Source organism: Streptomyces sp. NPDC014870, assembly GCF_043081505.1.
Lineage (GTDB): Bacteria > Actinomycetota > Actinomycetes > Streptomycetales > Streptomycetaceae > Streptomyces.
On sequence record NZ_JBIBWQ010000006.1, the window covers coordinates 150,936 to 176,316 of the forward strand.

Here is a 25,381-nt window from a genome sequence, read left to right on the forward strand (position 1 = left end):
GTATGTCCCAGATGCCCCAGAACGACCTGTCGGCCTGCCCGGGCTGCGCGGAGCCGCCGGCCTCGGGCGACCGGTACTGCGGGGCGTGCGGCTACGACCTCGCCGCCGTACCGGCGACGGCTCCGGGTCAGGACCGTCCGACGGTCGCCATCGGCACGCCCGTGGACTGGCCCGAGCCCCCGTCCCGCGACCCGAACTCGCTCTCCACGGCCACCCAGCACCCGGGCGACCTCCCGGGCACCGACTCGGGCGGCCGCGACCTGCCGACGATGGCGGTCCGCACGGACCTCCCGCAGCCGTCCGCCTCGACGCCCGCCGCGCCGATGCCCGCCGCACCGCCGGCCACCGCGCCGTCGACCACCGCGCCGTCCGCCTCCGCGCCGTCCGCCTCCGCGCCGTCGGCCACCTCCGCTCCGGAGGCGGCCGCGCCGGAGGGGGACTTCACGCTCGCCGCACCCGACCCGCGGGCCGCCGCCGCGCAGTCGGCCGCCACCCCGCCCGCCGGGAGCAAGCTCTGCGTGGCCTGCAGGTCCGGCGTCGTGGACCCCGACGGCTACTGCGAGAACTGCGGGCACGCCCAGCCGCGCGAGCGCGACCACATGGAGGAGGAGCTCTCCTCGGTCGCCGCCGTGAGCGACCGGGGCCTGCGCCACCACCGCAACGAGGACGCGTTCTCGGTCTCGGCCACCGCGCTGCCCGACGGCTCCCCCGCCGTCCTCGCGATCGTCTGCGACGGCGTCTCCTCGGCGACCCGCCCCGACGAGGCCTCGGCCGCCGCCGCCCGCGCCGCCGGACAGGCCCTGCTCACCGCCCTCCCGCTCGGCACGCACCCGCAGCAGGCGATGCACGAGGCGATCGTCGCCGCCTCCGAGGCGGTCAACTCCCTGGCGGAGGAGCCCGGCCAGGACGCCCCGGACCACGACCCGCACCGCCACCAGAACGCCCCGGCCTGCACCATCGTCGGCGCGGTCGTCGCCGACGGACTGCTGATCGTCGGCTGGGTCGGCGACAGCCGCGCCTACTGGGTGCCGGACGACCGGACCGCGCCGCCCGCGCGGCTCACCCAGGACGACTCCTGGGCGGCCCAGATGGTCGCGGCGGGGCTGATGAACGAGGCGGAGGCGTACGCGGACGAGCGCGCCCACGCCATCACCGGCTGGCTCGGCGCCGACGCGTACGAACTGGAGCCGCACACCGCCGCGTTCAAGCCCGACCGCCCCGGCGTGGTCGTGGTCTGCACCGACGGACTCTGGAACTACGCCGAGGCCGCCGAGGAGATGGCCCGGGTCGTCCCCGCGGACGCCGCGGGGCGGCCGCTGCACGGGGCCCAGGTGCTGGTCGGCCACGCCCTGGACGGCGGTGGCCACGACAACGTAACAGTGGCGCTGCTGCCGTTCGCCCTCTCTTCACAAGGGGCAGGATCGGCCTGAGCGGTCGCCGGCCTTCTTGTCCCCCTTCACACTTGTTTGTCGAGGAGCCTCAACTCATGGCGAACTTCTCCAAGCCGCAACGGCCCCCGTTCTCGGTGGACGTGTACCAGAACGAGTTCCTGCCCGAGGGCGGGCGGGACGTCAGCGCCATCGTCACGGTCACCTCGACCGGCGGCGGCACCAGCGGCGGCGCGGGACCGAACGGCGGCGGCGCGGACGCGGCCGTGGTGATCATGGTCGACTGCTCGGGTTCCATGGACTACCCCCCGACCAAGATGCGCGGCGCCCGGGACGCGACCGCCGCCGCCATCGACGCCCTCCGCGACGGCACCTCCTTCGCCGTCGTCGCCGGCACGCACGTGGCGAACGAGGTGTATCCCGGCAACGGCGGGCTCGCCGTCGCGGGACCGGCCACGCGCGGGCAGGCGAAGGACGCCCTGCGCCGGCTGAGCGCGGGCGGCGGTACGGCGATCGGCACCTGGCTGCGCCTCGCCGACCGACTGCTCGCCTCGGCCGACGTGTCGATCCGGCACGGCATCCTGCTGACCGACGGACGCAACGAGCACGAGTCCCCCGAGGACCTGCGGGTCGCCCTCGACGCGAGCGCCGGCCGATTCACCTGCGACGCGCGTGGCGTCGGTACGGACTGGGAGGTCAAGGAGGTCACCCAGATCGCCTCGGCGCTGCTCGGCACGGCCGACATCGTGGCCGATCCGCAGGGCCTCGCGACCGACTTCACGGTGATGATGGAGAACGCCATGGGCAAGGAGGTCGCGGACGTCGCGCTCCGCCTGTGGACCCCGGTCGGCGTGGAGATCGTCTTCGTCAAGCAGGTCGCCCCGACGGTCGCCGACCTGACCGCGCGCCGCACGGAGGCCGGGCCGCGCGCCGGGGACTACCCCACCGGCTCGTGGGGCGACGAGTCCCGCGACTACCACGTCTGCGTGCGGGTCCCGCAGGCCGGGATCGGGCAGGAGATGCTCGCCGCCCGGGTCTCGCTGATCGCGCCCGACCGTCTGGGCGGGACCCCGACGGCGCTCGGCCAGGGCCTCGTGCGGGCCGTGTGGACGGACGACATGGCGATGTCCACCTCGATCAATCCGCAGGTCGCGCACTACACGGGCCAGGCCGAGCTGGCCCGGGTCATCCAGCAGGGCCTGGACGCCCGCAAGTCCGGCGACCACGACGGGGCGACGGCGAAGCTGGGCCGCGCGGTGCAGTTGGCGGCCGCCTCCGGCAACGAGGACACCGCGAAACTGCTTTCGAAGGTGGTGGACGTGGTCGACGCGGCGACGGGTACTGTGCGTTTGAAGGCGAAGGTCGCGGAAGCGGACGAGATGACTCTCGAGACCCGCTCCACCAAGACGGTTCGCGTCAAGAAGTAGCCCGGCCAGGGGGCCGGACGACGAGAGGGGGAAGCACCGACATGCCGACCTGCCCGAACGGACATCAGTCGGTCTCCGACGACTGGTGCGAGGTCTGCGGACACCGCATGACCGGGGCGGGTGCGCCGGCGGGTGCCGTACCGCCGCCTCCCCCGCCGCCGCCCGCGTACGGCTACCCGGGGCCCGGCGGCCCCGGCCAGGGTCCCGGTCCCGGTCCCGGCCAGGGTCCCGGTCCCGGGGGTTACGACCCGAACGCGACCGCCCAGGCGGAGCTCTGCCCGCAGTGCCGCACCCCGCGCGAGGCCATGGCGCCGTTCTGCGAGGAGTGCCGCTGGAACTTCCTGACCAACACCGCGACCTCGTACACCCCGGTCGCGCCGGCCACGCCGCAGCAGGGCCCGCCGCCCGGGCTCAATCTGCCGCCGGGCTTCCAGAACCCGCCCCGGCCCGCGCCGCCGCAGCCCCAGCCGCCGCAGCCGCAGCCGGATCCGTACGAGTACCAGGGCTCGCGGCCCTCGCAGATGAACCGGCCGGCCGAGCCGCTCTCCGCCGACCCCACCCCGCCGCCGCTGGTGCAGCCCCCTCAGGCGCCGCAGCCGCACGCGCAGCCGCCGCAGGGGTTCCAGCAGGCACCGCCGCCGCCTCCGCCGGCCTTCTTCCAGGCGCCGCCGCAGTCGCCCGCCCCGCCGCAGGTGCCCGCGCCTCCCGTGCCGCCGCAGCACCAGGCGCCGCCGCCCGGTGGCGACGACTGGGTCCTGCCCCCGCCCTCGCAGCCGCAGGCGCCCGCCCAGGCTCCGCAGCCCCCGCAGGCTCCTCAGGCCCCGCAGCCGCAGTACCAGCCGCCTCGGCCCGCCGGGGGCTGGGCGGCGTACATCGGTCCTGACCGCGACTACTTCATGGCGATGATGCAGCGCAGCGGTCCGGAGGCCTCGGGCCTGAACCTGCCCGCGTACTCCCCCGCGCAGCACCTGCCGCTGCAGGGGAACCAGGTCAGCATCGGCCGTCGGCGCCACTCCACCGGCGAGTCGCCGGACATCGACCTGTCGGTGCCGCCGGAGGACCCGGGCGTCTCGCACCAGCACGCCGTGCTGGTCCAGCAGCCGGACGGCTCGTGGGCGGTGGTGGACCAGAACTCCACCAACGGCACGACGATCAACGGCGCCGAGGAACCGATTCAGCCCTACGTGCCGGTCCAGCTCCAGGACGGCGACCGGGTGCACGTCGGCGCCTGGACGACGATCACGATCCGGCGCGGCTAGCCCGCGCCACCGGGACCGGACGCCCCCGTCAGCCGCTCGGCAGGGGCCAGGCGTACGGCCCCGCCGGGTCGTCCAGCCAGGCCCACTGCCGGCCGCCGCTCACCGTCACCCCGAAGCGCTCCCGCTCCGGCCGCCGTTCGCGCTGCCAGAGCGAGAGCGCTTCGCGCACGTCGAGGGTCTCCTCCGTCAGCGTGCGCAGGAACTGGAAGCGGTCGTCGTCGAAGACGTGCCGGGGCAGCCCCATCGGCCGCGCGCGCGGGAAGCGGGCGTTGCCGCCGCGCAGGGCGACGAAGTACGCGGACGTCGCCAGGAAGCGCCCCTCGGCGTGCGCCTCGTCGGCGACCCTGAGCAGGAGCAGCCCCGTGGAGAGCGGGGTGAGGACGAGCGCGTCGGGGCGGCACTGCGCGAGCCAGGCGTACGGCACCGACGGCACGGTGCAGGTCGCGACGATCCGGTCGAAGGGAGCACGCCCCGGGCAGCCCCGGGCGCCGTCGCCGGTGAGCACGGCGGGCCGGTACCCGGCGACGGCGAGATGGGTGCGGGCGGACTCGGTGATGTCCTCGTCGATGTCGACGGTGGTGACGTGTTCCGCGCCGAGCCGGTGGCTGAGCAGCGCGGCGTTGTAGCCGGTGCCGGCGCCGATCTCCAGGACGTCGTCCCCGTCGCGTACGTCGAGCGCCTCCAGCATCTGCGCCATGAGGGAGGGCTGGCTGGAGGAGGTGACCAGCTCCCCGTCCCGTACCCGGGTGGCCAGCGGGACGTCCCGGTAGGCCCCGCGCAGCCAGCGGGACCGGCGGGCGGGGTCCGGGTCGCCGGACCAGAGGCGTTCGTAGCCGCCGGTTCCGGAGACATAGTAGGAGGGGACGAACACATGCCGGGGCACGTCGGAGAAGGCCGCGTGCCAGGCGGGGTCGCGGAGCGCGCCGTACGCCTCGATCTCCCGCACGAGGGCCCGTCGCGCCCGCGCCCCGTCCTCCGCGAAGGCGTCCCCGGCGAACCCGTCCCGCTCCCGCTGAGCGCCCATGCCTCCACTGTCCTGCGCGGGCGCCGGGGAGGCGAGCGGTCCCGGCGCCAGGTCGTGGTTCCCGCGAGCGGTCCACAACGAGCGGTCCCGGCGATGGTCCTAGACCTCCGGTCCTCGGTCGGAGCATCTGAGACGATGGAACGGTGAACGAGATTCCGCGCGGCACGCTTCAGGAGCAGACCTTCTACGAGCAGGTGGGTGGCGAGGAGACCTTCCGACGTCTCGTCCGCCGCTTCTACCAGGGAGTCGCGGAGGACCCCCTGCTGCGCCCGATGTACCCGGAGGAGGACCTCGGACCGGCGGAGGAGCGTCTCGTGCTCTTCCTGATCCAGTACTGGGGCGGCCCCCGCACGTACAGCGACCACCGCGGCCACCCCCGGCTGCGGATGCGGCACGCGCCGTTCCAGGTCGACCGGGCCGCGCACGACGCCTGGCTGAAGCACATGCGCGCGGCGGTGGACGAGCTCGGTCTCGCCCCCGAGCACGAGAGCCAGCTGTGGAAGTACCTGACGTACGCGGCGGCCTCGATGGTGAACACCGCGGACTGAGCACGGACTGAGCACGGACTGACCGCGGACTGAGCACGAACTGAGCGGGGACTGAGCGCGGACTGACGGATTCCGGAGCCTGAGGCCCGGATAACGGTCACGATCCAGTCAAGGTCCGCCTGCAAGCGGTTTCCAGCGACTGGTGCCCTCTGAAAACATCGGACGAACGTTCGGCGGGGTTCAGGGGGATGCGTGACCGGTTTTGTACTGCTGCGTGTCAGGGCGCACCGGTTGCTGCTTGCCGCCGCGCTGCTCGCCGTCCTCCTGACGACATCCGTCCTCGCCGCCCTCGCGGCCTTCTCCGGCTCGGTCGGCAACGCCGCCCTGCGGGGCACCCTGCAGGGCCGGGCGGCGCCCGGCGCCGCGCTCGTCGTCGCCGGGCAGGTGCCGCCGGACAAGCGGGAGAGCGCCGACGCCGCCGTGCGCGCGTCGGCGGGCCGGACCTTCGACGGGCTGCCGGTGAGCGTACGGAAGCTGGAGCGCTCGGGCCCGTACGCGCTGCCCCGCACGCTCCAGAGCCCCGCCGCGCGGCAGGGCGAACCCGATCTCACGCACATCGCGGCCCTCGACCGGTCGCGGCTCGCGCTCGTCGCGGGCGGCTGGCCCGGCCCCGGCGGCGGCACGGCGTCCTCGGGCAGTGCACCGGCCTCCACCGACGTACCGGCCTCCGGCAGCGCACCAGCCTCCGTCGACGTGGCCGTCCCCGAGGAGGCGGCGAAGCGGCTGCGGATCGGCCCAGGAACCGTCCTCGACCTCACCGACCGGCTCGGCGGGAAGCCCGTGCGGGCCCGGGTGACCGGGCTCTACCGGCCGCTCGACCCGAGCGACCTGTACTGGCAGCTGGACCCGGCGGGCGGGCGCGGCGTGCGGACCGTGGTCTTCACGACCTACGGCCCGCTGCTCGCCGACCCCGCCGTCCTCGCCTCCGGCCGGGTCAGCTCCGGCGAGACGTCCTGGCTGGCCTCCGCCGACTACGGCGACCTGACGACCGAGCGCATCGGGGCGCTGAGCGCCGCCGCGTCGGCCGAGCCGAAAGCGCTCCTCACCGACACGGCTCCGTTCGGCACGACCGTCACCGCGCGCACCTCACTGCCGACCGTCCTGGCGCAGACCGAGCGGGCGCTGCTCGTCTCCCGGTCCACGCTGATGATCGTCGCCGTGCAGCTGGTGCTGCTCGCCGCGTACGCCCTGCTGCTCGTCGCCCGGCTGCTCAGCACCGAGCGGTCCGGCGAGACCGCGTTGCTGCGGGCCCGCGGCGGTTCGCGGCGCCGGATCGCCGGGCTCGCCGCCGTGGAGGCGCTGCTGCTCGCGCTGCCCGCCGCCGTGATCGCCCCGCTGCTCGCGGGCCCGCTGACCCGGCTGCTCGCGGACCGTTCCGCCCTCGGCGCGCTCGGGGTCCGGCTCGACGACATCCCGCTGGGCCAGGTGTGGCTGGTCGCGGCGCTGGTCGCCGTGTGCTGCGCGGCCGCCGTCGTGGCGCCCGCGCTCGGCACCGGGGACGGGGCGGGGGTCAGCCTGCGCAAGAAGCGGGCCGCGTCGCTGCCGGCGCCGGTGCGGGCCGGCGCCGACATCGGCCTGCTGGTCGTCGCGGCCGTCGCGTACTGGCAGCTCGACCGGCAGACCGGCGGCGTCGCGGCGGACGTGTCCGAGGACAGCGGTGGATCCGTGGTCCCGGGCGGTTCCGGCGGCTCCGGCGCGCTGACCGGTGACAGCACGGGCGCGCTGGGGATCGACCCGCTGCTCGTCGCGGCGCCCGCGCTCGCGCTGCTCGCCGGCACCGTCCTGACCCTGCGTCTGCTGCCGCCCGCGGCCCGGCTCGCCGAGCGGTACGCCGCGAGCGGCCGGGGCCTGCCGGCCGCGCTGGCCGGCTGGCAGTTCAGCCGCCGCCCGCTGCGCGGCGCGGGCCCGGTCCTGCTGCTCGTGCTCGCGGTCGCCATGGGCATGCTGGCGATCGGGCAGAGCGCCTCCTGGGAGCGTTCGCAGGAGGACCGGGCCGACTTCCGTACGGGAACGGCGGTACGGGTCCTCACCAGCGGCGCCGCCGAACCGGCGCAGGCGGGGCAGTTCACCGCGCTGCCCGGGGTCGGCTCGGTCGCCCCCGCGCACCGCGCCACGACGAGCCTCGCGGGCAACCGCACCGGGACGGTCCTCGCCCTCGACACCCGTCACGCGGCCGACGGCTTCCGGCTCCGCCAGGACCTCGCGGACGCCGCGCCCCGCGCGCTGCTGACCTCCCTGAGGCCGAAGGACGCTCCGCTCCCCGGGATCGCGCTGCCGAAGGGCACCCGCGGCCTCGCCCTCGACCTGCGGCGCACGGCGCCGCCCGGCACGGCGCCGGTCCAGGTGACGGTCGTCGTCGAGGACCAGTACGGCGTTCCGTACCGGCGGGCGGCCGGCCGGCTGCCCTCCGACGGGCAGCGCCACCGGCTCACCCTCGACCTGGGCGGGACGCCCGCCACGCCCCTCGGGCCGCTCCGGCTGACCGGCGTCGAGCTCGACGGCACGGTCCTCGAAGGCAGCGGCGGGCCGCAGACCTTCGCGGTCGAGGCGCTCCTGTCCCGGCACGAGGACGGCGCCGAACGGCCGGTCGAGGCCGTGCGCTCGCTCGTCGACTGGCCCACCCGCCACCAGGTCATCGAGGACGGCGAACCGTCGAAGCCGGTCGCGCTGACCGGGCGTTCCGCCGCTGCGACGCCCTACACCGTCGGGTTCCGCGTCGGCTGGTCCGCCGGGACGGAGCCACGGAACCCCCTGTGGGGCGAGCACGAGTACACGCTGCGGCTCGCCGCCCCGCGCCCCGCACCGCCCGCGACGCTGCGCGGGGTGGCGACGGACGCCTTCCTGACCGCCGCGGGGGCGAAGCAGGGCGACCGGGTCGAGGTGTCCCTCGGCAGCCTGCGGCTGAACGTGACCATCGCGGACACGGTCCGCGAACTGCCGACCACCGGCCCCGGTGCCACGGCCGTGACGGCGGGCTCGCCGGCCGCCACGCCCGACGACGGGGGCGCGCTCCTGGTGGATCTGGCGGCGGCCAACCAGTTCCTGTCCGCCGACCCCCTCGCGTCCCTTGCGCCCACCGAGTGGTGGCTGACGACCGCGCCCGGCCGCGCCGACGAGGTCGCCGATGTCCTGCGCGCCCGGCCCGACGCGGACCCGGCGCAGGTGCTCGTACGGGAGGAGGCGGCGGCCGAGCTGCTCGGCGACCCGCTCGGCGCCGGACCCAACGCGGCGCTGATGGCGGTCGCGGTGGCCGCCGCGGCGCTCGCGGCGGTCGGCTTCGCGGTGAGCGCGGCCGGTTCGACCCGTGAACGGGCGGCGGAGTTCGGGGTGTTGCGGGCGCTCGGCGCCCCGCGCCGTCAGCTCGCCCGGCTGATCGCGGCCGAGCAGGGCCTGCTCGTGGGCATCGGCCTGCTGGTCGGCGCGGCGCTCGGCACGGTCCTGACCCGGGCCGTCGTGCCCCTGATCGTGCTGACCGGCCAGGCGGCCCAGCCCGTCCCCCGCGTCCTCGTCGAACTCCCGCCCGGGCACGTGGCGCTACTGCTCGCCGGGGTCAGCGCGCTGCCGCTGCTGATCGTCGCCGGGATCGCCCTGCGCCGCACGGACCCGGTCACGACCCTGCGCCACCAGGGGGACCAGTGAAGCGCGACACGACCCGCAAGGCATCCGCGAGGAAGGCGAACGACACCATGCCCCGCAAGGACGGCAGAGCCGGCGAGCCGACCACCGCCCGCCGGGGCCGCCCCGCCCGCGCCGTCGCCCCCTGGGTGCGGACCAGGCTGCGGACCGCGCCGGGAACGGCGGCGGCCTTCGCGCTGCTCGTCCTGGTCACCGCGTTCCTCGCCGCCGCGCTCCCCCGGACCGTCGACCGGTACGAGACCGAGGGGCTGCGCCACGACATCGTGACCGCGCCGCCCCGCACGTCGGTCCTCGACATCACCGCCGCCGAACCGTCCGGGGACGTCCCCCCGGAGGCCCGCGCCACGGTGGTCGCCCCGGAGCGGCTGACCGAGAAGCGGACGGAGCTCCTGGAGCTGCTGCCCGCGCCGCTCCGCTTCGACCTGGAGCAGTCCGCGCACGGCGTCCGGACCACCCAGCGGATCCCCGGGCTCGACCCCTGGCTCCCCAAACCGTCAGGGCTGCCCCCGGAGTTCACCCTCACCACGCTCCCGGGTCTGGACCGCCACACGACCGTACGGGAGGGCAGGCTGCCCACCCGCGCCGAAGCCGGCCGTTCGAGCGAGGTCGCCGTCACCCGGGAGACCGCCGCGTCGCTCCAGCTGAAGGTCGGTTCGGTCGTCCACATCCCGGAGCGCTTCGCCAAGGAACCGCTCGCCCTGACCGTCGTCGGGATCGTCGAACCGCGCCGCCCGCAGGGCTCGTACTGGTCCGCCGACCCGCTGCTGCGCACCCCGGTGCTCGCGTCGAAGGTCAGCGGCGGCGGCACGTACTTCTACTGGCAGGCCGGCCTGCTGCTGCCGCCCCCGGCCGCCACCACGCTCCTGGCGAGCACCGGCGAGCCCGAGGTGTACTGGCGGTTCGCCGCCGACGCGAGCGAGCTGACCGCGCAGGACGCGCCCCGGCTGACCGCCGCCCTCGCCTCCGTCTCCGCGGGCCCCGACCTGGTGCGGATCAGAGCGACGGTCGGCGGGACCGCCTCGGCATCGAGCGGCCTCGACGAGATCGTCGAGGCGTACGACGCGATGCGCTCGGCGATCACGCCGGTCGTCGCCGTCGCCGCCTTCGGCATCGGCACGGTCGCGGCCGTGGTCCTCGCCATGACGGGCGGTCTGTTCGCCGCCCGGCGGGCCGCCGAACTCGCCCTGCTGCGGGCGCGCGGCGGGTCGCTGGCCGGGATCGGCGTCCGGCTGCTCGGCGAGACGGGGGTCCTGGCGCTGCCCACGGCGGCGCTCGGACTGCTGCTCGCGGCCCTCGCGCTCCCCGATGCCCGCTTCCTGCCCGCGCTGGCCGCCGCGGCCACGGTCGGGCTGCTCGCCACCCTGGCGCTGCCCCTGCGGGCGCTGTTCCTGCACCGCAGGCCGCTCGCCCACGGCGGGCGCGAGGACATGGCGGACGCCCGCCCCTCCCAGGGCCGTACGATCGCCGAACTCACCGTCCTCGTCCTCGCCGTCGGCGCGGTCGTCGCACTGCGCCGCCGCGGCACCGGTGATTCCGGGGACTATCTGGTGAGTTCGGCGCCGGTCCTCGTCGCGTTGATCGCCGCGCTCGTCCTCGTACGGCTGTATCCGCTGCCGCTGCGGTGGGCGGCCCGGCCGGCCCGGCGGCTGCGCGGCGCGGTCGGCTTCCTCTCGGTCGCCCGGGCCGGGCGTTCGTCGGCGACGGGCGCGCTGCCGCTGCTCGCGCTGCTCGTGGCGCTGTCGACGGCCGCGTTCGGTGGTTCGGTGCTCTCCGGGGTCGCCGAGGCGCGGGACCGGGCGGCACTCCTGGAGACCGGCGCGGACGCGCGGGTGACGGGGAACGCGGACCTGGTGCCGCTCACGGACGGGCTGGTGACGGCGGTGCGGCGGACGGCCGGGGTGACGGACGTGACCACCGCCCAGGTCGAGTACGACGTCGAACTGCCCAGCGGTACGGGCCGGTCGCCGGAGCTGAAATCCACGGCGCTCCTCGGCGTGGACCCGGAGTCGTACGCCCGGCTCGCCGACCGGACCGGCTACGGCCCCTTCCCGCCGGAGCTCCTGACGTCCGCGGCCGGCCAGGGATCCTCGGGCAAGCGGGTCCTGTCGGCGATCGCCTCGCCCGCGGTCGCGGAGCGCCTCGGCACGCAGCCGCGGGACCTTGCGGGGGCGGCGGGCGAGTTCACCGTACGGATCGTGGCGGTACGGACGAACACGCCGGCCCTGCCCGAGCGGGACTTCCTGCTGGTCAACGGCGCCGACCTGCCCCGCGGCGAGCCCACCGTGCTGCTGGCCACGGGGCCCGCCCTTGACGGGACGGCGCTGCGGAAGGCGGTCAGGGCGAACTCGTCCGACTTCTCGGTGGTGCTGCGGACCGAGCGCCGCGCCGCCTACGTCGACTCGCCGATGCAGACGGGCGCGGAACGGATCTACCTGGCGGCGATCGCCGCGGGCGCGGGCTACGCCGTCCTCGCCCTGCTCCTGTCGCTGATGCAGTCCGCGCCGGAACGGGCCACGCTGCTCGCCCGGTTGCGGACGATGGGCCTCACCCGGCGCCAGGGCAGGCGACTGCTCGGCCTGGAGGCGCTGCCGCAGGCGCTGCTCGCGGCGGCCGGCGGCACACTCGTCGGCTGGGCCACGATCCTGCTGCTCGCGCCGGGCGTGGACCTGGTGCGGCTCTCGCTCGCGGCGCCGCCGGGTGTCGCCACGCTCGACAGCGCGCCGCTGCGGGCGGACGCGTGGTCGCTCGTGCTCCCGGCGGCGAGCGTGGTGCTGCTCGCCGCGCTCGCGGCGGGCCTTCAGGCGTGGTGGTCGGCGCGGACCGGATCGATCAAGGAACTCAGGGCAGGAGACGCACGATGACGACGACCGACACCACGCTGGCCGAGCTGGAGCAGCGGGCGACGGCGCACCGCGACCGGCCCTCGTACGGGCACGACGCCCTGATCGCCTGCGATCGGCTGGTCCGGATCTTCACCACGGACGGGGTGGAGGTGCAGGCCCTCCAGGGCCTCGATCTGCTCGTCCAGGAGGGCGAGTTGATGGCCCTCGTCGGGGCGTCGGGCAGCGGCAAGTCGACGCTGATGAACATCCTCGCCGGCCTCGACGTGCCGACGGCCGGCGCGGCCAAGGTCGCGGGCTGCGACCTGCTCGCCATGGACGCGAAGGCGCGGCTGCGGTACCGGCGGGACGTGGTGGGCTTCGTCTGGCAGCAGACGGCGCGCAACCTGCTGCCGTACCTGACGGCCGCTCAGAACGTGGCGCTGCCGATGCAGTTGCGCGGCGGCCGGGTGCGGTCCAGGGCGAAGGCGGAGCGGGCGGAGGAGCTGCTCGCGATGCTGGAGGTGGCGGACTGCCGGGACCGCAGGCCGCACCAGATGTCCGGCGGCCAGCAGCAGCGGGTGGCGATCGCCGTGGCCCTCGCCAACTCCCCCTCGGTGCTGCTCGCCGACGAGCCGACGGGTGAGCTGGACTCGGCGACGGGCGAGCAGGTCTTCGCCGCCTTCCGGCGCGCGAACGAGGAGCTGGGTACGACGATCGTGATCGTCACCCACGACCAGGCGGTCGCCTCCGAGGTCCGCCGCACGGTCGCCATCCGCGACGGCCGCACCTCCTCGGAGGTGCTGCGCCGCACGGAGGTCGACGCGGAGGGCCAGGAGTCACTCGTGTCCCGCGAGTACGCGATGCTCGACCGCGCGGGCCGACTGCAACTCCCGGCGGAGTACACGGAGTCGCTGGGCATGGAACACCGCGTCCTGCTCGAACTGGAGCCGGACCACATCGGGGTGTGGCCGGACGACGCGAAGGGCTGAGCGGGGGGGCGTGGGGGCCACGGGCTTCGAGGGCTCGGGCCACGGGCCCCGGTTCGCCCCTGCCGCCGGTCAGGCGAAGGGCAGGGAGGACGGGAGGGTCCGTACGGCTATCGAGCCGTAGGGCGTACGGAGCCGGAGCCACGGTCCCGAGGCGAGCAGCGCCACCGGTACGCCCTCCCCGGGCAGGAAGCCCAGGGACTGCGCCGCGTGGACGGCCCGCAGCGGAAGCCCGGTCGCCTCGACCGTGCGCGACCAGATCTCGCGCCCGATCCGGTCCCGCTCGGCCCTGGTGCGCCGCTCCTCGGGCAACTCCTCGTCGCGTGCCCGGAATTCGGCGACGGCCGCGGCGACCGCGCCGCGCAGGCCGGCCGCGCCGGGCAGTCCGGCGACCGGTTCCCAGCCACCCCGTGGCGGCAGGACGCCGGCCCACGGCGGCCCGGTGACGGTGTCGGGGACGACGGCCTTGCCCGCCGACTCCTCGATGCCTTCGAGGAGTTCACCGGCGGAGACGGTGACGTCCAGATCCACGGCGTCGACGAGCCGTGCCGTACGGATCGCGAGCACCTCGAACGACGGCGGCCGTCCGAACACGGCGAGCGCGCCGCCACCGGCCTGGAGACGGACGGCGGCGGCGCGGTCGTAGTGGATCAGCCGGGCCAGGAAGGCGGCGAGGTCCGCCGCCTCCCTGGCATCGGCGAAGTGCAGCGGCGCGATCATGCGGCGGCGGCCCCGCCCCGCATGCCGTCGTCCAGGTACTCCTCCAGGAAGGACCGCTCCTCGGCGGAGATGCGGCGCGGCCGCTGGGCTTCCAGGTCGAAGGGGACGACGACGGTGGACGCCCGTACGTACGTGGTGTCGGGGTCCTTGATCTCGTACGCGATCGTCAGGGACGCCGCGCCTATCTTCGTGACCCACGACTCGATGGTGACCGGCGCGTGCCGGTGCACCAGCGGCCGTACGTAGTCGATCTCGTGCCGGGCCACGACGGACCCGCCGGAGAACGACGGCGAACCGTCGCCCGGCGCGAGCCGGAACATGAAGTCGATCCGCGCCTCTTCCAGGTACCGCAGGAAGACGACGTTGTTGACGTGCCCGAAGGCGTCCATGTCCGACCAGCGCAGGGGACAGTCGTAGATATGTCGCACGCTGCTCAGCCTCGGGTCAGCTTCTTGTACGTGGCGCGGTGCGGACGGGCCGCGTCCGGGCCGAGGCGCTCGATCTTGTTCTTCTCGTAGGACTCGAAGTTGCCCTCGAACCAGAACCACTTCGAGTCGCCCTCGTACGCCAGGATGTGCGTGGCGACTCGGTCGAGGAACCAGCGGTCGTGGGAGATGACCACGGCCGCACCCGGGAACTCGAGCAGGGCGTTCTCCAGGGAGGAGAGCGTCTCGACGTCGAGGTCGTTGGTCGGCTCGTCGAGGAGCAGCAGGTTGCCGCCCTGCTTGAGGGTGAGCGCGAGGTTGAGGCGGTTGCGCTCACCGCCGGAGAGGACGCCGGCGGGCTTCTGCTGGTCCGGGCCCTTGAAGCCGAACGCGGAGACGTAGGCGCGGGACGGCATCTCGACCTGGCCGACGTTGATGTAGTCCAGCTCGTCGGAGACGACGGCCCACAGCGTCTTCTTGGGGTCGATGTTGGCGCGGCTCTGGTCGACGTACGAGATCTTGACGGTCTCGCCGACCTTGACGGAGCCGGAGTCCGGGGTCTCCAGGCCCTGCAGCATCTTGAAGAGCGTGGTCTTGCCGGCGCCGTTCGGGCCGATCACACCGACGATGCCGTTGCGCGGCAGCGTGAAGGAGAGGTCGTCGATGAGGACCTTGTCGCCGAAGGCCTTGGAGAGGTTCTCGACCTCGACGACGATGGAGCCCAGGCGCGGGCCCGGCGGGATCTGGATCTCCTCGAAGTCCAGCTTCCGCATCTTGTCGGCCTCGGCCGCCATCTCCTCGTAACGAGCCAGACGGGCCTTGGACTTGGCCTGACGCCCCTTGGCGTTGGACCGCACCCACTCGAGCTCTTCCTTCAGACGCTTCGCGCGCTTGGCGTCCTTCTGGCCCTCGACCTTGAGGCGGGAGGCCTTGGCGTCGAGGTAGGTGGAGTAGTTGCCCTCGTAGGGGTGGGCGCGACCGCGGTCGAGCTCCAGGATCCACTCGGCCACGTTGTCGAGGAAGTACCGGTCGTGGGTGACGGCGACGACGGTGCCGGGGTACTTGGCGAGGTGCTGCTCCAGCCACTGCACGGACTCGGCGTCCAGGTGGTTGGTGGGCTCGTCGAGGAGCAGCAGGTCGGGGGCCTCCAGGAGCAGCTTGCAGAGCGCGACGCGGCGCTTCTCGCCACCGGAGAGGTTGACGACCGGCCAGTCACCGGGCGGGCAGCCCAGCGCGTCCATGGCCTGCTCCAGCTGCGCGTCCAGGTCCCAGGCGTTGGCGTGGTCCAGGTCTTCCTGGAGCTTGCCCATCTCCTCCATGAGCGCGTCCGAGTAGTCGGTCGCCATGAGCTCGGCGACCTCGTTGAAGCGGTGCAGCTTCCCCATGATCTCGGCGGCGCCGTCCTGGACGTTCTGCAGGACCGTCTTGGACTCGTCGAGCGGGGGCTCCTGGAGGAGCATGCCGACGCTGTACCCGGGCGACAGGAACGCGTCACCGTTGGACGGCTGCTCAAGACCGGCCATGATCTTGAGGACGGTGGACTTACCGGCACCGTTCGGGCCGACCACACCGATCTTCGCACCGGGCAGGAAGCTCAGCGTCACGTCATCGAGGATGACCTTGTCGCCGTGCGCCTTGCGCGTCTTGCGCATCGTGTAGATGTACTCAGCCAAGAGAAACCGTCCGGCAAAGAGTGAGTGGGCAGATACACCCCATCTTGCCTGACCGCCACCCCGTGACGGAAACCAGTCCGCCCCGGCTCCGCTGACCTGGGGCTTCGAGGGGCGGGTTCGGTGACCGCGCGGTCACGCCTCGTGGGCGGGGAGGGCGGTGGGGAGGGCGAAGCGGGGGAGCAGGGTCGCGTCGAAGCGGGTGAAGGCGGTGATGCGGTCGGCGGTGGGGGTGAGGGTGAGGACGAAGAGGCCCGCGCCGGGGCGGGGGCCGGTGGAGGTGGCGGTGCGGAGGTAGGCGGCGAAGGCGGGCTGGCCGTTGGCTCGGGTGGGGACGAGGTCGACGCGGCGACCGGAGGCGAAGATCGCCGCGAAGAGGCGGGCCGCGGCGGGCCGGCCTGCGTACGTGAGCGGGATCGGCGGCATGGAGACGAGGACGTCCTCGGTGAGCAGGGTGAGCAGCGCGTCCAGGTCACCGGTTTCGTAGGCGCGGACGAAGGACGTCACGAGTGCCTGCTCGGCGGGGCTGCCGGGGGTGGCCTGCGCGGTCGGTGCTTCGGCGCGGCGGCTCAGCGTGGCCCGGGCGCGCTTGAGGGCGCTGTCGACCGCGCCGGTGGTCGTGTCCAGCATCTCGGCGACCTCGGCCGCGTGGAATCCGAGGACGTCGCGCAGGACGAGGACGGCGAGCTGGCGGGGCGGCAGGGTCTGGAGAGCCGTGACGAAGGCCAGGGTGAGGGACTCCGTCTGTTCGTAGCGCGCCTCGGGGCCGAGCGGCGTGTCGGCCGCCCCGGCGAGGAGGGCGTCGGGGAGGGGTTCGAGCCAGGGGACCTCGCCGTGCCCGGTGGGCTCGGGCGGTACGACGCCGGGCATGTCCCACGCGCGGGCGCGGCGCCGGTTAGCCGAGCGCCGCGCGTTGAGGCAGCGGTGGGTGGCGATCCGGTAGAGCCAGGTACGGACCGAGGCGCGGCCCTCGAAGCCGCCGAGGCCCTGCCAGGCGGCAAGCAGCGTGTCCTGGAGGACGTCCTCGGCGTCCTGGAGGGAGCCGAGCATCCGGTAGCAGTGCACGTGCAGCTCGCGCCTGTGTGGCTCGGTCAGCGCACGGAACGCCTCGCCGTCGCCGTCCCGCGCCCTCGTGACGAGGTCGGCTGTGATCGGGGCGGCCGTGGTCGGGTCGGCTGCGGTCAGGTCGGCTGTCGTCGGGTCGGCTGGCATGGGTTCCACCACCTCCATCCTGTACGGACACCGGTGGAGGGGCGAACCGGGCGGTCGGCGGGCGCCCGGTTTCCGGCGGCCGCGGTGTCTGCCTCTTCGGGGCTCACCCGCTCATGAAGGGAGTCGGCCATGCTGCTCAAGGACAAGGTCGCGGTGGTCCACGGAGCCGGGGGCGCGATCGGGGGCGCCGTCGCGCGGGCCTTCGCGGCGGAGGGCGCGGAGCTGTTTCTGAGCGGGCGCCGCGCGGGCCCCGTCGAAGCCGTCGCCGAGGAGGTCGTCGCGGCCGGCGGGTCCGCCCGGGCCGCGGCTGTGGACGCGCTCGACGAGGGGGCGGTGGACCGGTACCTGCGGTCGGTGACCGAGCGGGCGGGGCGGCTCGACGTCTCCTTCGACGCCGTCGGCATCCCGAACGCCGAGATCCTGGGCGTCCCGCTGACGGACCTCGAGGCCGAGCGCTTCGCCCTGCCGATCGCGGCGTGCACCCGCGCGTACTTCCTGACCGCGCGGCTCGCGGCCCGGCGGATGGTCGAGCGGGGATCCGGGGTGATCATGACTGTGACCGCGCTCCACTCCCGCACGGGCATCCCCCTGGTGGGCGGTTACGGCCCCGCGATGGCGGCGAAGGAGGCTCTCACCCGCGCCCTGTCCGCCGAACTCGCCCCGCTGGGCCTCCGTGTGGTGGGGCTGCGGCCCCAGGCGATGCCGGAGACCCGCACGATCCGCGAGGCCTTCGAACCGCGCGCGGCGGCCTCGGGTCTGACGTGGGAGCAGTGGCAGGAGTCCCTCGCGGCCCGGACCCACCCGCGACGGCTCATGAGCCTGGACGAACTGGCGGGCGTCGCCGCCTTCCTGGCCTCCGACCGCGCGAGCGGACTGACGGGGACGACGGTCAACCTGACCATGGGCAGCCTGGACGACTGAGGGCTTGCACGCACTCGGACGGGCGCGGACGTACGGCGGACGGGCGCGGGCGTGCGATGGACGTACGGCGGACGGGCGCGGGCGTGCGATGGACGTGCGACGGCCCCGGCGCGCGGAGTGCGCGTCGGGGCCGTCGGCCGCCGTGAGGCGGGGTACTACCTGTGCCTACTGGCCCTTACTGGCCGGCCGTCTTCTTCTTGCGGAGGAAGAAGACCGCGCCGCCGCCGAGAACCACGAGGAGCGCGGCGATGCCGGCGATCATCGGGGTGGCGTTGGAGCTACCGGTCTCGGCGAGGTCGCCGCCACCGGTGGTGGAGCCGGTGGTCTCACCGGTGGTGGAGCCACCGGCCGTGCCCGCGGACGGGGTGGGAGAGACGGACGGCTCGGTCGACGGGGTCTCCGACGGGAGCGGGCCCGGGGTGGCCGTCTTGCAGTCGAGAACGCCCTTGAAGTTCTTCTCGAAGCCGTTCGGGCCGGTGATGGTGAAGTCGTAGGCCTCGTCCTCGGCGAGCGGGATCGTGACCGTCTTCGACTGGCCGGCGCCGATGGTGACCTTCTGGCCCTTGACCTCGAAGTTGAAGTCCTCGTCGCCCTCGTTGGACGCCGTGACGTCCAGGCCGCCCTTGGCGCAGTTCTTCTCGGCCGAGACGGCCGGGATCGCGCCCTTCTTGGCCCACGTGGCGTTGGCCTTGGCGGTGACGCTGGAGGTGCTGGTGCCGGCCAGGATCAGGGTCTGGCTCTTGACCTTGGTGGAGACGAAGGCACGGCCGATCGGAACGGTCGTGTCGGCCTGCACCTTGAGCTCGGCGGCGCCGTCCGGGGTGCCGGCCGGGATGTCGAAGAACACCTGGCCGCCCTTGGCGACGTTGGTGACGACCTTGCCGTCCTTGTCGACCAGCTTGACGCCCGCGGGGGCGCCCGGGGCGAGGGAGACCGCGGCGGAGGCGGCGTTGGTGTCGACGGTGATCGGGCCGAGGCGCTCGCCCGACTTACCGGCGACGGAGGACGGCGAGAGGCTGAGGGAGGCCTTCGGCTCCTCCAGGTTCACCGCCTCCTTCTCCAGGTACTCGGTCAGCTTCTTGGCGTCCTTGTTGACCGGCTTGGCGTCGACGTTGTCCGAGAAGTGCCAGATCGCGGCCTGCGTGGCGGCGGCGGCGGTCTTCTCGGTCAGGTTCTTCGCGCCGACCTTCTTCGCGAGCGCGTCGAGGTCGTTCACCTGCGGGTAGGAGTTCTGCAGGATCCAGCGGATCTTGCCCGCGTTCGCGTTGTTGTGGAGGGACGACTGGTCCCAGCCGACCTCCTTGTACTCCTGGCCCGTCTTGGCGCCGGTGTACAGGTCGATGCAGTAGGTCTGCAGCGTGCCGCCGGGCGTGGCCTGCATCTGGAACAGGCCGGCGGAGATCTCGCCCTTGCCCTTGATCTTGACCGTGTCGAAGACGGTGAGCTTGCCCAGCGTGGCGGTCGCGCCGCCGGTGCCGTCAGCCCCATCCTCGGCCAGCGCCGGTCCCGCTACGGCTATCGCGCCGGCCGCGACGAGGCCAGAGACCACGGTCGCGGCGGCAAGGCGGGCGACGCCGCGCCTCCGAACAGAAAACATGAATTTCCCCTCCAGGCGAGGTGCTCCGTGCCGTCCGTCATGACATGACACGTGGGGGGAGCGCATCGCCAGCAGAATCACAGACCCGGTTGACTCACTGTCGACTCAAGTGCTTACTCAAGTCCCGTATGAGTACCTGGGAATCCTAGGGACGCGGAAGCCCCCGGTGCCCGCCCATACGAGCTGATAACCATACCGACTCAGAATCGTTATCAGCGGGCACCCACAGCCCTGTATGCACAGGTCGCGGTGTCGACAAATCCCCCCCCACAACTCCCTTTCAGTGCGCGGGTTCCAGCTCCTGGGCTGCACGGGCTGCCGCTTTCGGGGGGTTCGGAGCCTCCCAGAGGTCGCGCTCCACCGTGCCCCCGGCTCCGTTTCCCTGACGTTCCGTCGTGCGTGGCTCGGCCTTCACCGCCCGCCGAAATGCCGCCGTTCCCCGGGTCAGATCGTGGCCCACCGCCACCGCGTCGATGTCCACGAACGTCCTGCGCCTGACCTCCGCCCCGGCGGCGCCCTCCTCCCCGGGCCCGGAGGCGAACTCCTCCTCCCGCACCCGCAACCGGCCGTGCACGATCAGCGGTTCCCCCACCGAGACCGAGGCCGCGAGGTGGGCGCCGAGGGTCCGCCACGCGAACACCGTGTAGAAGCTGGTGTGTCCGTCCGACCAGGTGCCGCGCTCCCGGTCCCAGCGGCGCGCGGTCACCGCGAACCGGAACCGGGCCACCCCGCCCGTCGCCGTGTCCCGGTACTCCACGCTCGTCGCCACGTTCCCGACAAGCGTCACCATCGTGTCGTTCATGCCGTTCCCCCCGCTTCACACCCATTGAGAGTGGTTCAGTGCTCTTCGGTGCGCTTCGATGCGCTCCATGGCGTTCATGGTGGAGCAGTACGGCGAAGCGCGCCGAAGCCTGTGCGGGGAGGGCGGGTTGGGGAAAACTCCGTCACCCCGGAGGGTGACGTCCGACCGGGCAGGCGCCGACGGCTCACCGCACCCGCGCCCCCGGCCTCGTACCGCCCCAGCGCATGCCGACGGCGCCCAGCCGCGCCACCCGGGCCCCCGAGCGCGTCCCCGACACCGTCACGTACTGGTCGCGGACCTCCCGGTAGCGCATCAACTCGGCCGCGATCGGGTCCAGGACGCGGGCCCGTCCGCACGCGGCCGCCGCCTCCCGCAGCTTCCGCTCGGCCTCCTGCCCGTACCGCCGCGCGGGTCCCTTCACCGCCGCCGCGCACGCCCACTCCACCAGCGGACCGCCCACGATGCCGCCGAGCATGATGAGGACGGGGGGCAGCAGCCCGGGCTCCACGACGCCGACGATCTGGCCGACCAGCCACAGCGCGCCGAAGATCTGCAGCAGCGTCATCAGGACCTGCGCCAGGACGGCCGCGGGCCACCAGGCGGGGCGCGGGGGCCGGGCGGCCGGGTCGCCGATGGTCGCGGTGAGTTCGTCGAGCGCCTCCGGCAGCCCGTCGGCGCCCCGTGCCGCCGCCTCGCGCACCGCCTGCGCCCACGGCGCCGGGAGTCCACGCGAGGCGTCGTCGGCGACGACCCGCACGGCCTGCTCGACCCGCTGCCTCGCCGTGAGTTCGTCCTCCAGGGGTGCCTGGAGGCGCGGGTCGGTGGAACCGTGCGCGCGGAGCCGTTCGTACCAGCGGTAGAGCCGCAGCCAGGGCGTGCCGCAGGCGCGGATGGCGCCCCGGCGCCAGACGCGTTCGGCGGCCTCGCCCGCCGCGGTGGCGCCGACGGCGACGGCGAGCCGGGCCGAGAAGTCCTCCCGGGCCCGCTCCCCCAGGCCGGTCTGGCCGTCGGAGACGTATGCCGTCCGGAGCCGGGCCGCGGCCGCGTCGACGTCGGCGGAGAGGCGGAGCGCGGGCGCTGTCCGCTCGGTGACGAACCGCCCGAGGAGCTCGCGCAGTTCGCCCACGCCCTCCCCGGTGAGCGCGGAGAGCGCGAGGACGGTGGCGCCGGGTTCGCCGTGTTCGCCGAGGGCCATGCCGTCCTCGTCGAGGAGCCTGCGCAGATCGTCCAGGACGAGGTCGGAGGCGTCGGGCCCCAGCCGGTCGACCTGGTTGAGGACCACGAAGGTGACCTCGGCGTGGCCGGCGAGCGGACGCAGATAGCGCTCGTGGAGCGCGGCGTCGGCGTACTTCTCCGGGTCCACGACCCAGATCACGGCGTCGACCAGGGCGAGGACGCGGTCGACCTGGTCGCGGTGCGCGGTGACGGCCGAGTCGTGGTCGGGCAGGTCGATCAGGACGAGCCCCTGGAGGTCCTCGTCGGCCGCCCCGCCCGCCAGGGGGCGGCGGCGGAGCCGGCCGGGGACGGCGAGGCGGTCGAGGAGACCGGCGGAGCCCTCGGACCAGCTGAGCGCGATGGGCGCGGAGGTGGTGGGGCGGCGCAGGCCGGTCTCGGAGACGGGGACGCCGGCGAGGGCGTTGAAGAGCGTCGACTTGCCGCTGCCGGTGGGGCCTGCGATCGCGACGACGGTGTGCCGGGCGGAGAGCCGCTGGCGGGCGGCGGCCTCGTCGAGCACGCGTCCGGCCTCGGAGAGCGTGTCGCCCGCCAGGCGCGTACGGGAGAGGCCGACGAGTTCGTGGAGGGCGTCGAGGCGGGTCCGCAGGGAGCCGCCGTACTGCCCGCCGAGCGGCGGAAGGCTGTCTTCCTCAGGGTCGGCCTGCGCCTCCCCCGGCGGCTGCGCGGCCCGCTCGGCCGCCCTCCGCGCGATGAGCCCGTCGTCCCAACGATCGTCCACCGTGCTGCTGCTCACCGGTCCTCACTTCTCCTTCTGCAGTACGGAGAGCGCGGCGATCAGCTCCGCCTGCGGCTCGGGGGTCACGTCGAGGGCGTCGAGGGGGGCGATGCGCCGGTCGCGTTCGGTGTGCAGCGCGCGGTCGAGGCACGTCGTGAGCAGCGCGCCGCCCTTGTCGCGCAGGCGCAGGGCGGCCTGGGCGCCGAGGAGTTCGGCGAGCCGCTCGCCGGCGCTGCGGGTGCGGCGGCCGCCGAGGAGGGCCGCGGAGAGCAGGGCGGCGACGGTGTCGGCGTCGGGCGCGGCGGTACGGGCGGTGCCGGGCCGCTCGGTGGTACGCAGTTCCTCCTCGGCCAGCTCGTCGAGTTCGCGCCGCCAGCGCCGTACGGTCAGCTCGATCCGCTCGGTCGCCTCGCGGTCGGGGGCCGCGTGGACGGGGCCGAGGGCGGCCGCGGCGGGTTCGCGGCGCCAGGCGTCCCGTACACGTTCGTCGGCGGCGGCCACCGCGCACTGGAGCAGGGCGGCGAGCGACTCGACGAGGGCGTCGAGCAGTTCGTCGGCGGAGCTGTCGCGGGGGTAGCCGCGCCAGCGGGTGCGGGCGTCACCGGCGAGGACGGCGCCGCGCCGCACCTGCTGCCGGACGCGTTCGCCCTGCTCCTCGTACGCGCCCTCGACGGCGCCGCCGAGCCGGACGGCGGCGGCGTACTGGGCGGCGACCGCGGCGGCGAGTTCGGGCATCCGGGAGTCGAGGGAGTCGATGACGCCGGTGGCGGTCCGGCCGACGGCCTGCTGGCGCGCGGCGGGGTCCTGGGCGCGGTGGGCGAGCCAGGCGCGGAGCGGGGCGACGGCGGTGTCGGGCAGCAGCCCGCTGCCGCCGCCCGCGGACTCGGGCAGCTCGGGGATGGTGAACCGGGGTACGTCGCCGAGGCCGGCCTTGTCGAGCAGTGCCTCGTACTGCCGGGAGACCTCGCCGATGATCTGGTGCGGGACGCGGTCGAGGACGGTGACGAGCGTGGCGTCGTACTCCTTGGCGGTACGGAGCAGGTGCCAGGGGACGGCGTCGGCGTACCGGGAGGCGGTCGTGACCATGACCCAGATGTCGGCGGCGCAGATCAACTCGGAGGCCAGCAGCCGGTTCTCGACGACGAGGGAGTCGATGTCGGGGGCGTCGAGCAGGGCGAGCCCGGGGGTGAGGGCGGAGGAGGTCTCGACGCGCAGCGCGTTCTCCTCGGGGGGCTCCTCGGCGGCCTCCTCGTCCTGCTGGGGCAGCCAGACGCGGGTGAGCTGGTTCAGGATGCGCATGCCGGCGAACCAGTGGTGGTCGTCGGGGTGGCAGACGAGCACGGGCGTACGGGTGGTGGGCCGGAGCACGCCGGCCTCGCTGACCCGGCGCCCCACAAGGGAGTTGACGAGCGTGGACTTCCCGGCCCCGGTGGACCCGCCGACGACGGCGAGCAGGGGGGCGTGGGGGTCCTTCAGCCGGGGCACCAGATAGTCGTCGAGCTGGGCGAGCAGCTCGGCCCGGCTCTGGCGGGCGCGTGGGGCGCCCGGGAGGGGAAGGGGGAGACGCACGGCCGCGACACAGTCGCGCAGGGCGGAGAGTGCGTCGATCAGCTGAGGCCGTTCGTCCAAGGTCACCACATGCGAAGAATGCCCAATTTTGGAGCCTTTTTGAAGCGTATAAGGGCCCTGCGCGCCGACCGAACGAAGGATGACGGGAGCCTCAGGCATAACGAGTGCACAACACCCGGGCCCAGTGGCGTGAAAAACACTGCGGGAATCGCACCTGCCTGCGATTATCGTTCCGCTTCACCGAACCTCCACATCGTGGCACGCAGGTGAAGCAACCGGGCCAAGGGGATCAGAGCCCTATCCTTGACCCAACCGGCCAAGCCCCACCCACCAGGGGCTCCCGGCCACCGATCCACCACCCGGCCCCCGTAGCTCAGTGGATAGAGCAGGTGCCTTCTAAGCACTTGGCCGCAGGTTCGAGTCCTGCCGGGGGCGCACCGCGCGAGACCCTCCTTCGGGAGGGTCTTTTTGCTGGTGGTGGCCGGTTCTGGGCGGTGGGGGCGGGCGGGTGGCCCGGTACGGCGGTTCGTGCGTCACCGCCCCGCTCGGGGTGCGGCTCATCCAGACGGTGCGTCTCCGAGGAGATCCAGTGCCTCTTCCCACCGGAACTCCTCCGCGCCCCCGTCGGCCTTCGGTCGATGCGGCTCGTACGAGCCGACCAGGACGCCCATCTCTCGCAGTTGGTCCAGGCTCCGGCGGTACGCCGGGTGGGCGGCCAAGGCGGCGTTCACGTACGGCAGGACCACCGTCGGGACGCCCGTGCCGTACGCCTCGCACAGGACGCCCAGGGCGAGGGTGTCGGTGATGCCCGCGGCCCACTTGTTGATGGTGTTGAAGGTGGCCGGCGCGACGGCGATGGCGTCGGCGGGTGGGAGGGGGCGCGGGTCGCCGGGGCTGCGCCAGGCCGAGCGGATCGGGAAGCCGGTCTGCGCCTCGACCGCCTCGGTGTCGAGGAAGCCGAGGCCCTGTGGTGTGGCTATGACACCGACGCCCCATCCCCGCTCCTGCGCTGCGGTGATCAGCTTGTGGGCGTCGCCCGCGATGCCCGCGGCGCAGACGACGACATACAGGAATGGCTGTGTGGTCACGCGGACTCCCAGTGGGCGGCTCAGTCGGTGGAGTTCGTGCAGCGTACGTCGCCGGTCAGGGGCCGCCGCGCCGGCGACCAGGCGCCTGGCGCCTTGCCGTGAGCGTCTGTTGCGGCCGGGGAGTCACCGGCTCCGCGGCACAGCCAGAAGGGCCTCCCCCGGGAGGGCCCTCTCGTTGTCGCCCGCATAGCGTTCAATCTCGTTCCATTGCAACGCTATGACAGGGGTGCGTTGCATTGCAATCAATCCCGTTGCAACGAAATTGCCGCAACTACCTGCGATTACCGGTTTCTTGCGCAACAGGCTTGTTGCCACACCCTCGAACGCAACGTAGTG

General features: G+C 74.0%; 18 protein-coding genes and 1 tRNA gene. 9 read left to right on the forward strand and 10 right to left on the reverse strand.

The window, feature by feature from the left end:
* Positions 1-2: 2 nt before the first annotated feature.
* The 3 genes from ACF09C_RS18650 to ACF09C_RS18660 are packed head-to-tail and all read left to right on the forward strand — an operon-like array spanning position 3 to position 4,074.
* The gene (locus ACF09C_RS18650; protein WP_392092516.1) at positions 3-1,430 is read left to right on the forward strand and encodes a PP2C family protein-serine/threonine phosphatase; all 1,428 of its coding nucleotides are present in this window, start codon (positions 3-5) and stop codon (positions 1,428-1,430) included.
* A 56-nt stretch (positions 1,431-1,486) separates the two neighbouring features.
* Positions 1,487-2,815: a VWA domain-containing protein gene (locus ACF09C_RS18655; protein WP_392092517.1), complete on the forward strand. Its 1,329-nt coding sequence runs from the start codon at positions 1,487-1,489 to the stop codon at positions 2,813-2,815.
* A 41-nt stretch (positions 2,816-2,856) separates the two neighbouring features.
* Positions 2,857-4,074 carry an FHA domain-containing protein gene (locus ACF09C_RS18660; RefSeq protein WP_392092518.1) on the forward strand — a complete coding sequence of 406 codons (1,218 nt, stop codon included), beginning with the start codon at positions 2,857-2,859 and terminating at the stop codon, positions 4,072-4,074.
* A gap of 28 nt (positions 4,075-4,102) precedes the next feature.
* Here the strand turns inward: ACF09C_RS18660 and ACF09C_RS18665 are convergent, their stop codons facing one another.
* On the reverse strand, positions 4,103-5,098 hold the full coding sequence (locus ACF09C_RS18665) for a methyltransferase domain-containing protein (protein ID WP_392092519.1): 996 nt from the start codon (positions 5,096-5,098) through the stop codon (positions 4,103-4,105).
* Positions 5,099-5,241: 143 nt separating this feature from the next.
* Here ACF09C_RS18665 and ACF09C_RS18670 point away from each other — a divergent pair, with 143 nt between their 5' ends.
* The 4 genes from ACF09C_RS18670 to ACF09C_RS18685 all read left to right on the forward strand — a co-directional run bounded on the left by ACF09C_RS18670 (position 5,242) and on the right by ACF09C_RS18685 (position 13,093).
* Positions 5,242-5,646, forward strand: a complete 405-nt coding sequence (locus ACF09C_RS18670; RefSeq protein ID WP_392092520.1) for a globin — start codon at positions 5,242-5,244, stop codon at positions 5,644-5,646.
* 192 nt (positions 5,647-5,838) lie between these two features.
* A complete protein-coding gene (locus ACF09C_RS18675; protein ID WP_392092521.1) occupies positions 5,839-9,285 on the forward strand; it encodes an ABC transporter permease in 3,447 nt (1,148 codons plus the stop codon).
* The gene (locus ACF09C_RS18680) at positions 9,282-12,143 is read left to right on the forward strand and encodes an FtsX-like permease family protein (RefSeq protein ID WP_392092522.1); all 2,862 of its coding nucleotides are present in this window, start codon (positions 9,282-9,284) and stop codon (positions 12,141-12,143) included. Before ACF09C_RS18675 ends, ACF09C_RS18680 begins: the two co-directional genes overlap by 4 nt.
* Positions 12,140-13,093: an ABC transporter ATP-binding protein gene (locus ACF09C_RS18685; protein ID WP_392092523.1), complete on the forward strand. Its 954-nt coding sequence runs from the start codon at positions 12,140-12,142 to the stop codon at positions 13,091-13,093. The genes ACF09C_RS18680 and ACF09C_RS18685 overlap by 4 nt, the downstream gene beginning before the upstream one ends.
* A gap of 69 nt (positions 13,094-13,162) precedes the next feature.
* On the opposite strand, the gene ACF09C_RS18690 is transcribed toward ACF09C_RS18685, so the two are convergent.
* From ACF09C_RS18690 to ACF09C_RS18705, 4 genes are all read right to left on the reverse strand, one after another.
* Positions 13,163-13,810, reverse strand: coding sequence for a hypothetical protein (locus ACF09C_RS18690; protein ID WP_362426001.1), 648 nt, complete (start codon positions 13,808-13,810; stop codon positions 13,163-13,165).
* Entirely contained in the window at positions 13,807-14,238 is a 432-nt protein-coding gene (locus tag ACF09C_RS18695) for an acyl-CoA thioesterase (RefSeq protein WP_392092524.1), read from the reverse strand. The genes ACF09C_RS18690 and ACF09C_RS18695 overlap by 4 nt, the downstream gene beginning before the upstream one ends.
* 5 nt (positions 14,239-14,243) lie before the next feature.
* Positions 14,244-15,908, reverse strand: a complete 1,665-nt coding sequence (gene ettA / locus ACF09C_RS18700; RefSeq protein WP_362425995.1) for an energy-dependent translational throttle protein EttA — start codon at positions 15,906-15,908, stop codon at positions 14,244-14,246.
* Between the two features lie 132 nt (positions 15,909-16,040).
* The gene (locus ACF09C_RS18705) at positions 16,041-17,117 is read right to left on the reverse strand and encodes an RNA polymerase subunit sigma-70 (RefSeq protein ID WP_392092525.1); all 1,077 of its coding nucleotides are present in this window, start codon (positions 17,115-17,117) and stop codon (positions 16,041-16,043) included.
* A gap of 129 nt (positions 17,118-17,246) precedes the next feature.
* Between ACF09C_RS18705 and ACF09C_RS18710 the strand changes: the two genes are divergently transcribed.
* Positions 17,247-18,038 (forward strand): SDR family NAD(P)-dependent oxidoreductase, encoded by a 792-nt coding sequence (locus tag ACF09C_RS18710; RefSeq protein WP_392092526.1) that lies wholly within the window; start codon positions 17,247-17,249, stop codon positions 18,036-18,038.
* A gap of 175 nt (positions 18,039-18,213) precedes the next feature.
* Here the strand turns inward: ACF09C_RS18710 and ACF09C_RS18715 are convergent, their stop codons facing one another.
* The 4 genes from ACF09C_RS18715 to ACF09C_RS18730 form a co-directional block, all read right to left on the reverse strand.
* Entirely contained in the window at positions 18,214-19,635 is a 1,422-nt protein-coding gene (locus ACF09C_RS18715) for a Cys-Gln thioester bond-forming surface protein (RefSeq protein ID WP_392092527.1), read from the reverse strand.
* Between the two features lie 280 nt (positions 19,636-19,915).
* The gene (locus tag ACF09C_RS18720; protein WP_392092528.1) at positions 19,916-20,437 is read right to left on the reverse strand and encodes a single-stranded DNA-binding protein; all 522 of its coding nucleotides are present in this window, start codon (positions 20,435-20,437) and stop codon (positions 19,916-19,918) included.
* 184 nt (positions 20,438-20,621) lie between these two features.
* Positions 20,622-22,406, reverse strand: a complete 1,785-nt coding sequence (locus ACF09C_RS18725) for a GTPase (protein WP_392092529.1) — start codon at positions 22,404-22,406, stop codon at positions 20,622-20,624.
* Positions 22,407-22,412: 6 nt separating this feature from the next.
* Positions 22,413-24,017, reverse strand: a complete 1,605-nt coding sequence (locus tag ACF09C_RS18730; RefSeq protein ID WP_392092530.1) for a dynamin family protein — start codon at positions 24,015-24,017, stop codon at positions 22,413-22,415.
* Positions 24,018-24,319: 302 nt separating this feature from the next.
* Between ACF09C_RS18730 and ACF09C_RS18735 the strand changes: the two genes are divergently transcribed.
* Positions 24,320-24,392 (forward strand) — tRNA-Arg (locus ACF09C_RS18735).
* Between the two features lie 122 nt (positions 24,393-24,514).
* Here ACF09C_RS18735 and ACF09C_RS18740 read toward each other — a convergent pair.
* A complete protein-coding gene (locus tag ACF09C_RS18740) occupies positions 24,515-25,045 on the reverse strand; it encodes a flavoprotein (RefSeq protein WP_392092531.1) in 531 nt (176 codons plus the stop codon).
* Positions 25,046-25,381: the final 336 nt, after the last annotated feature.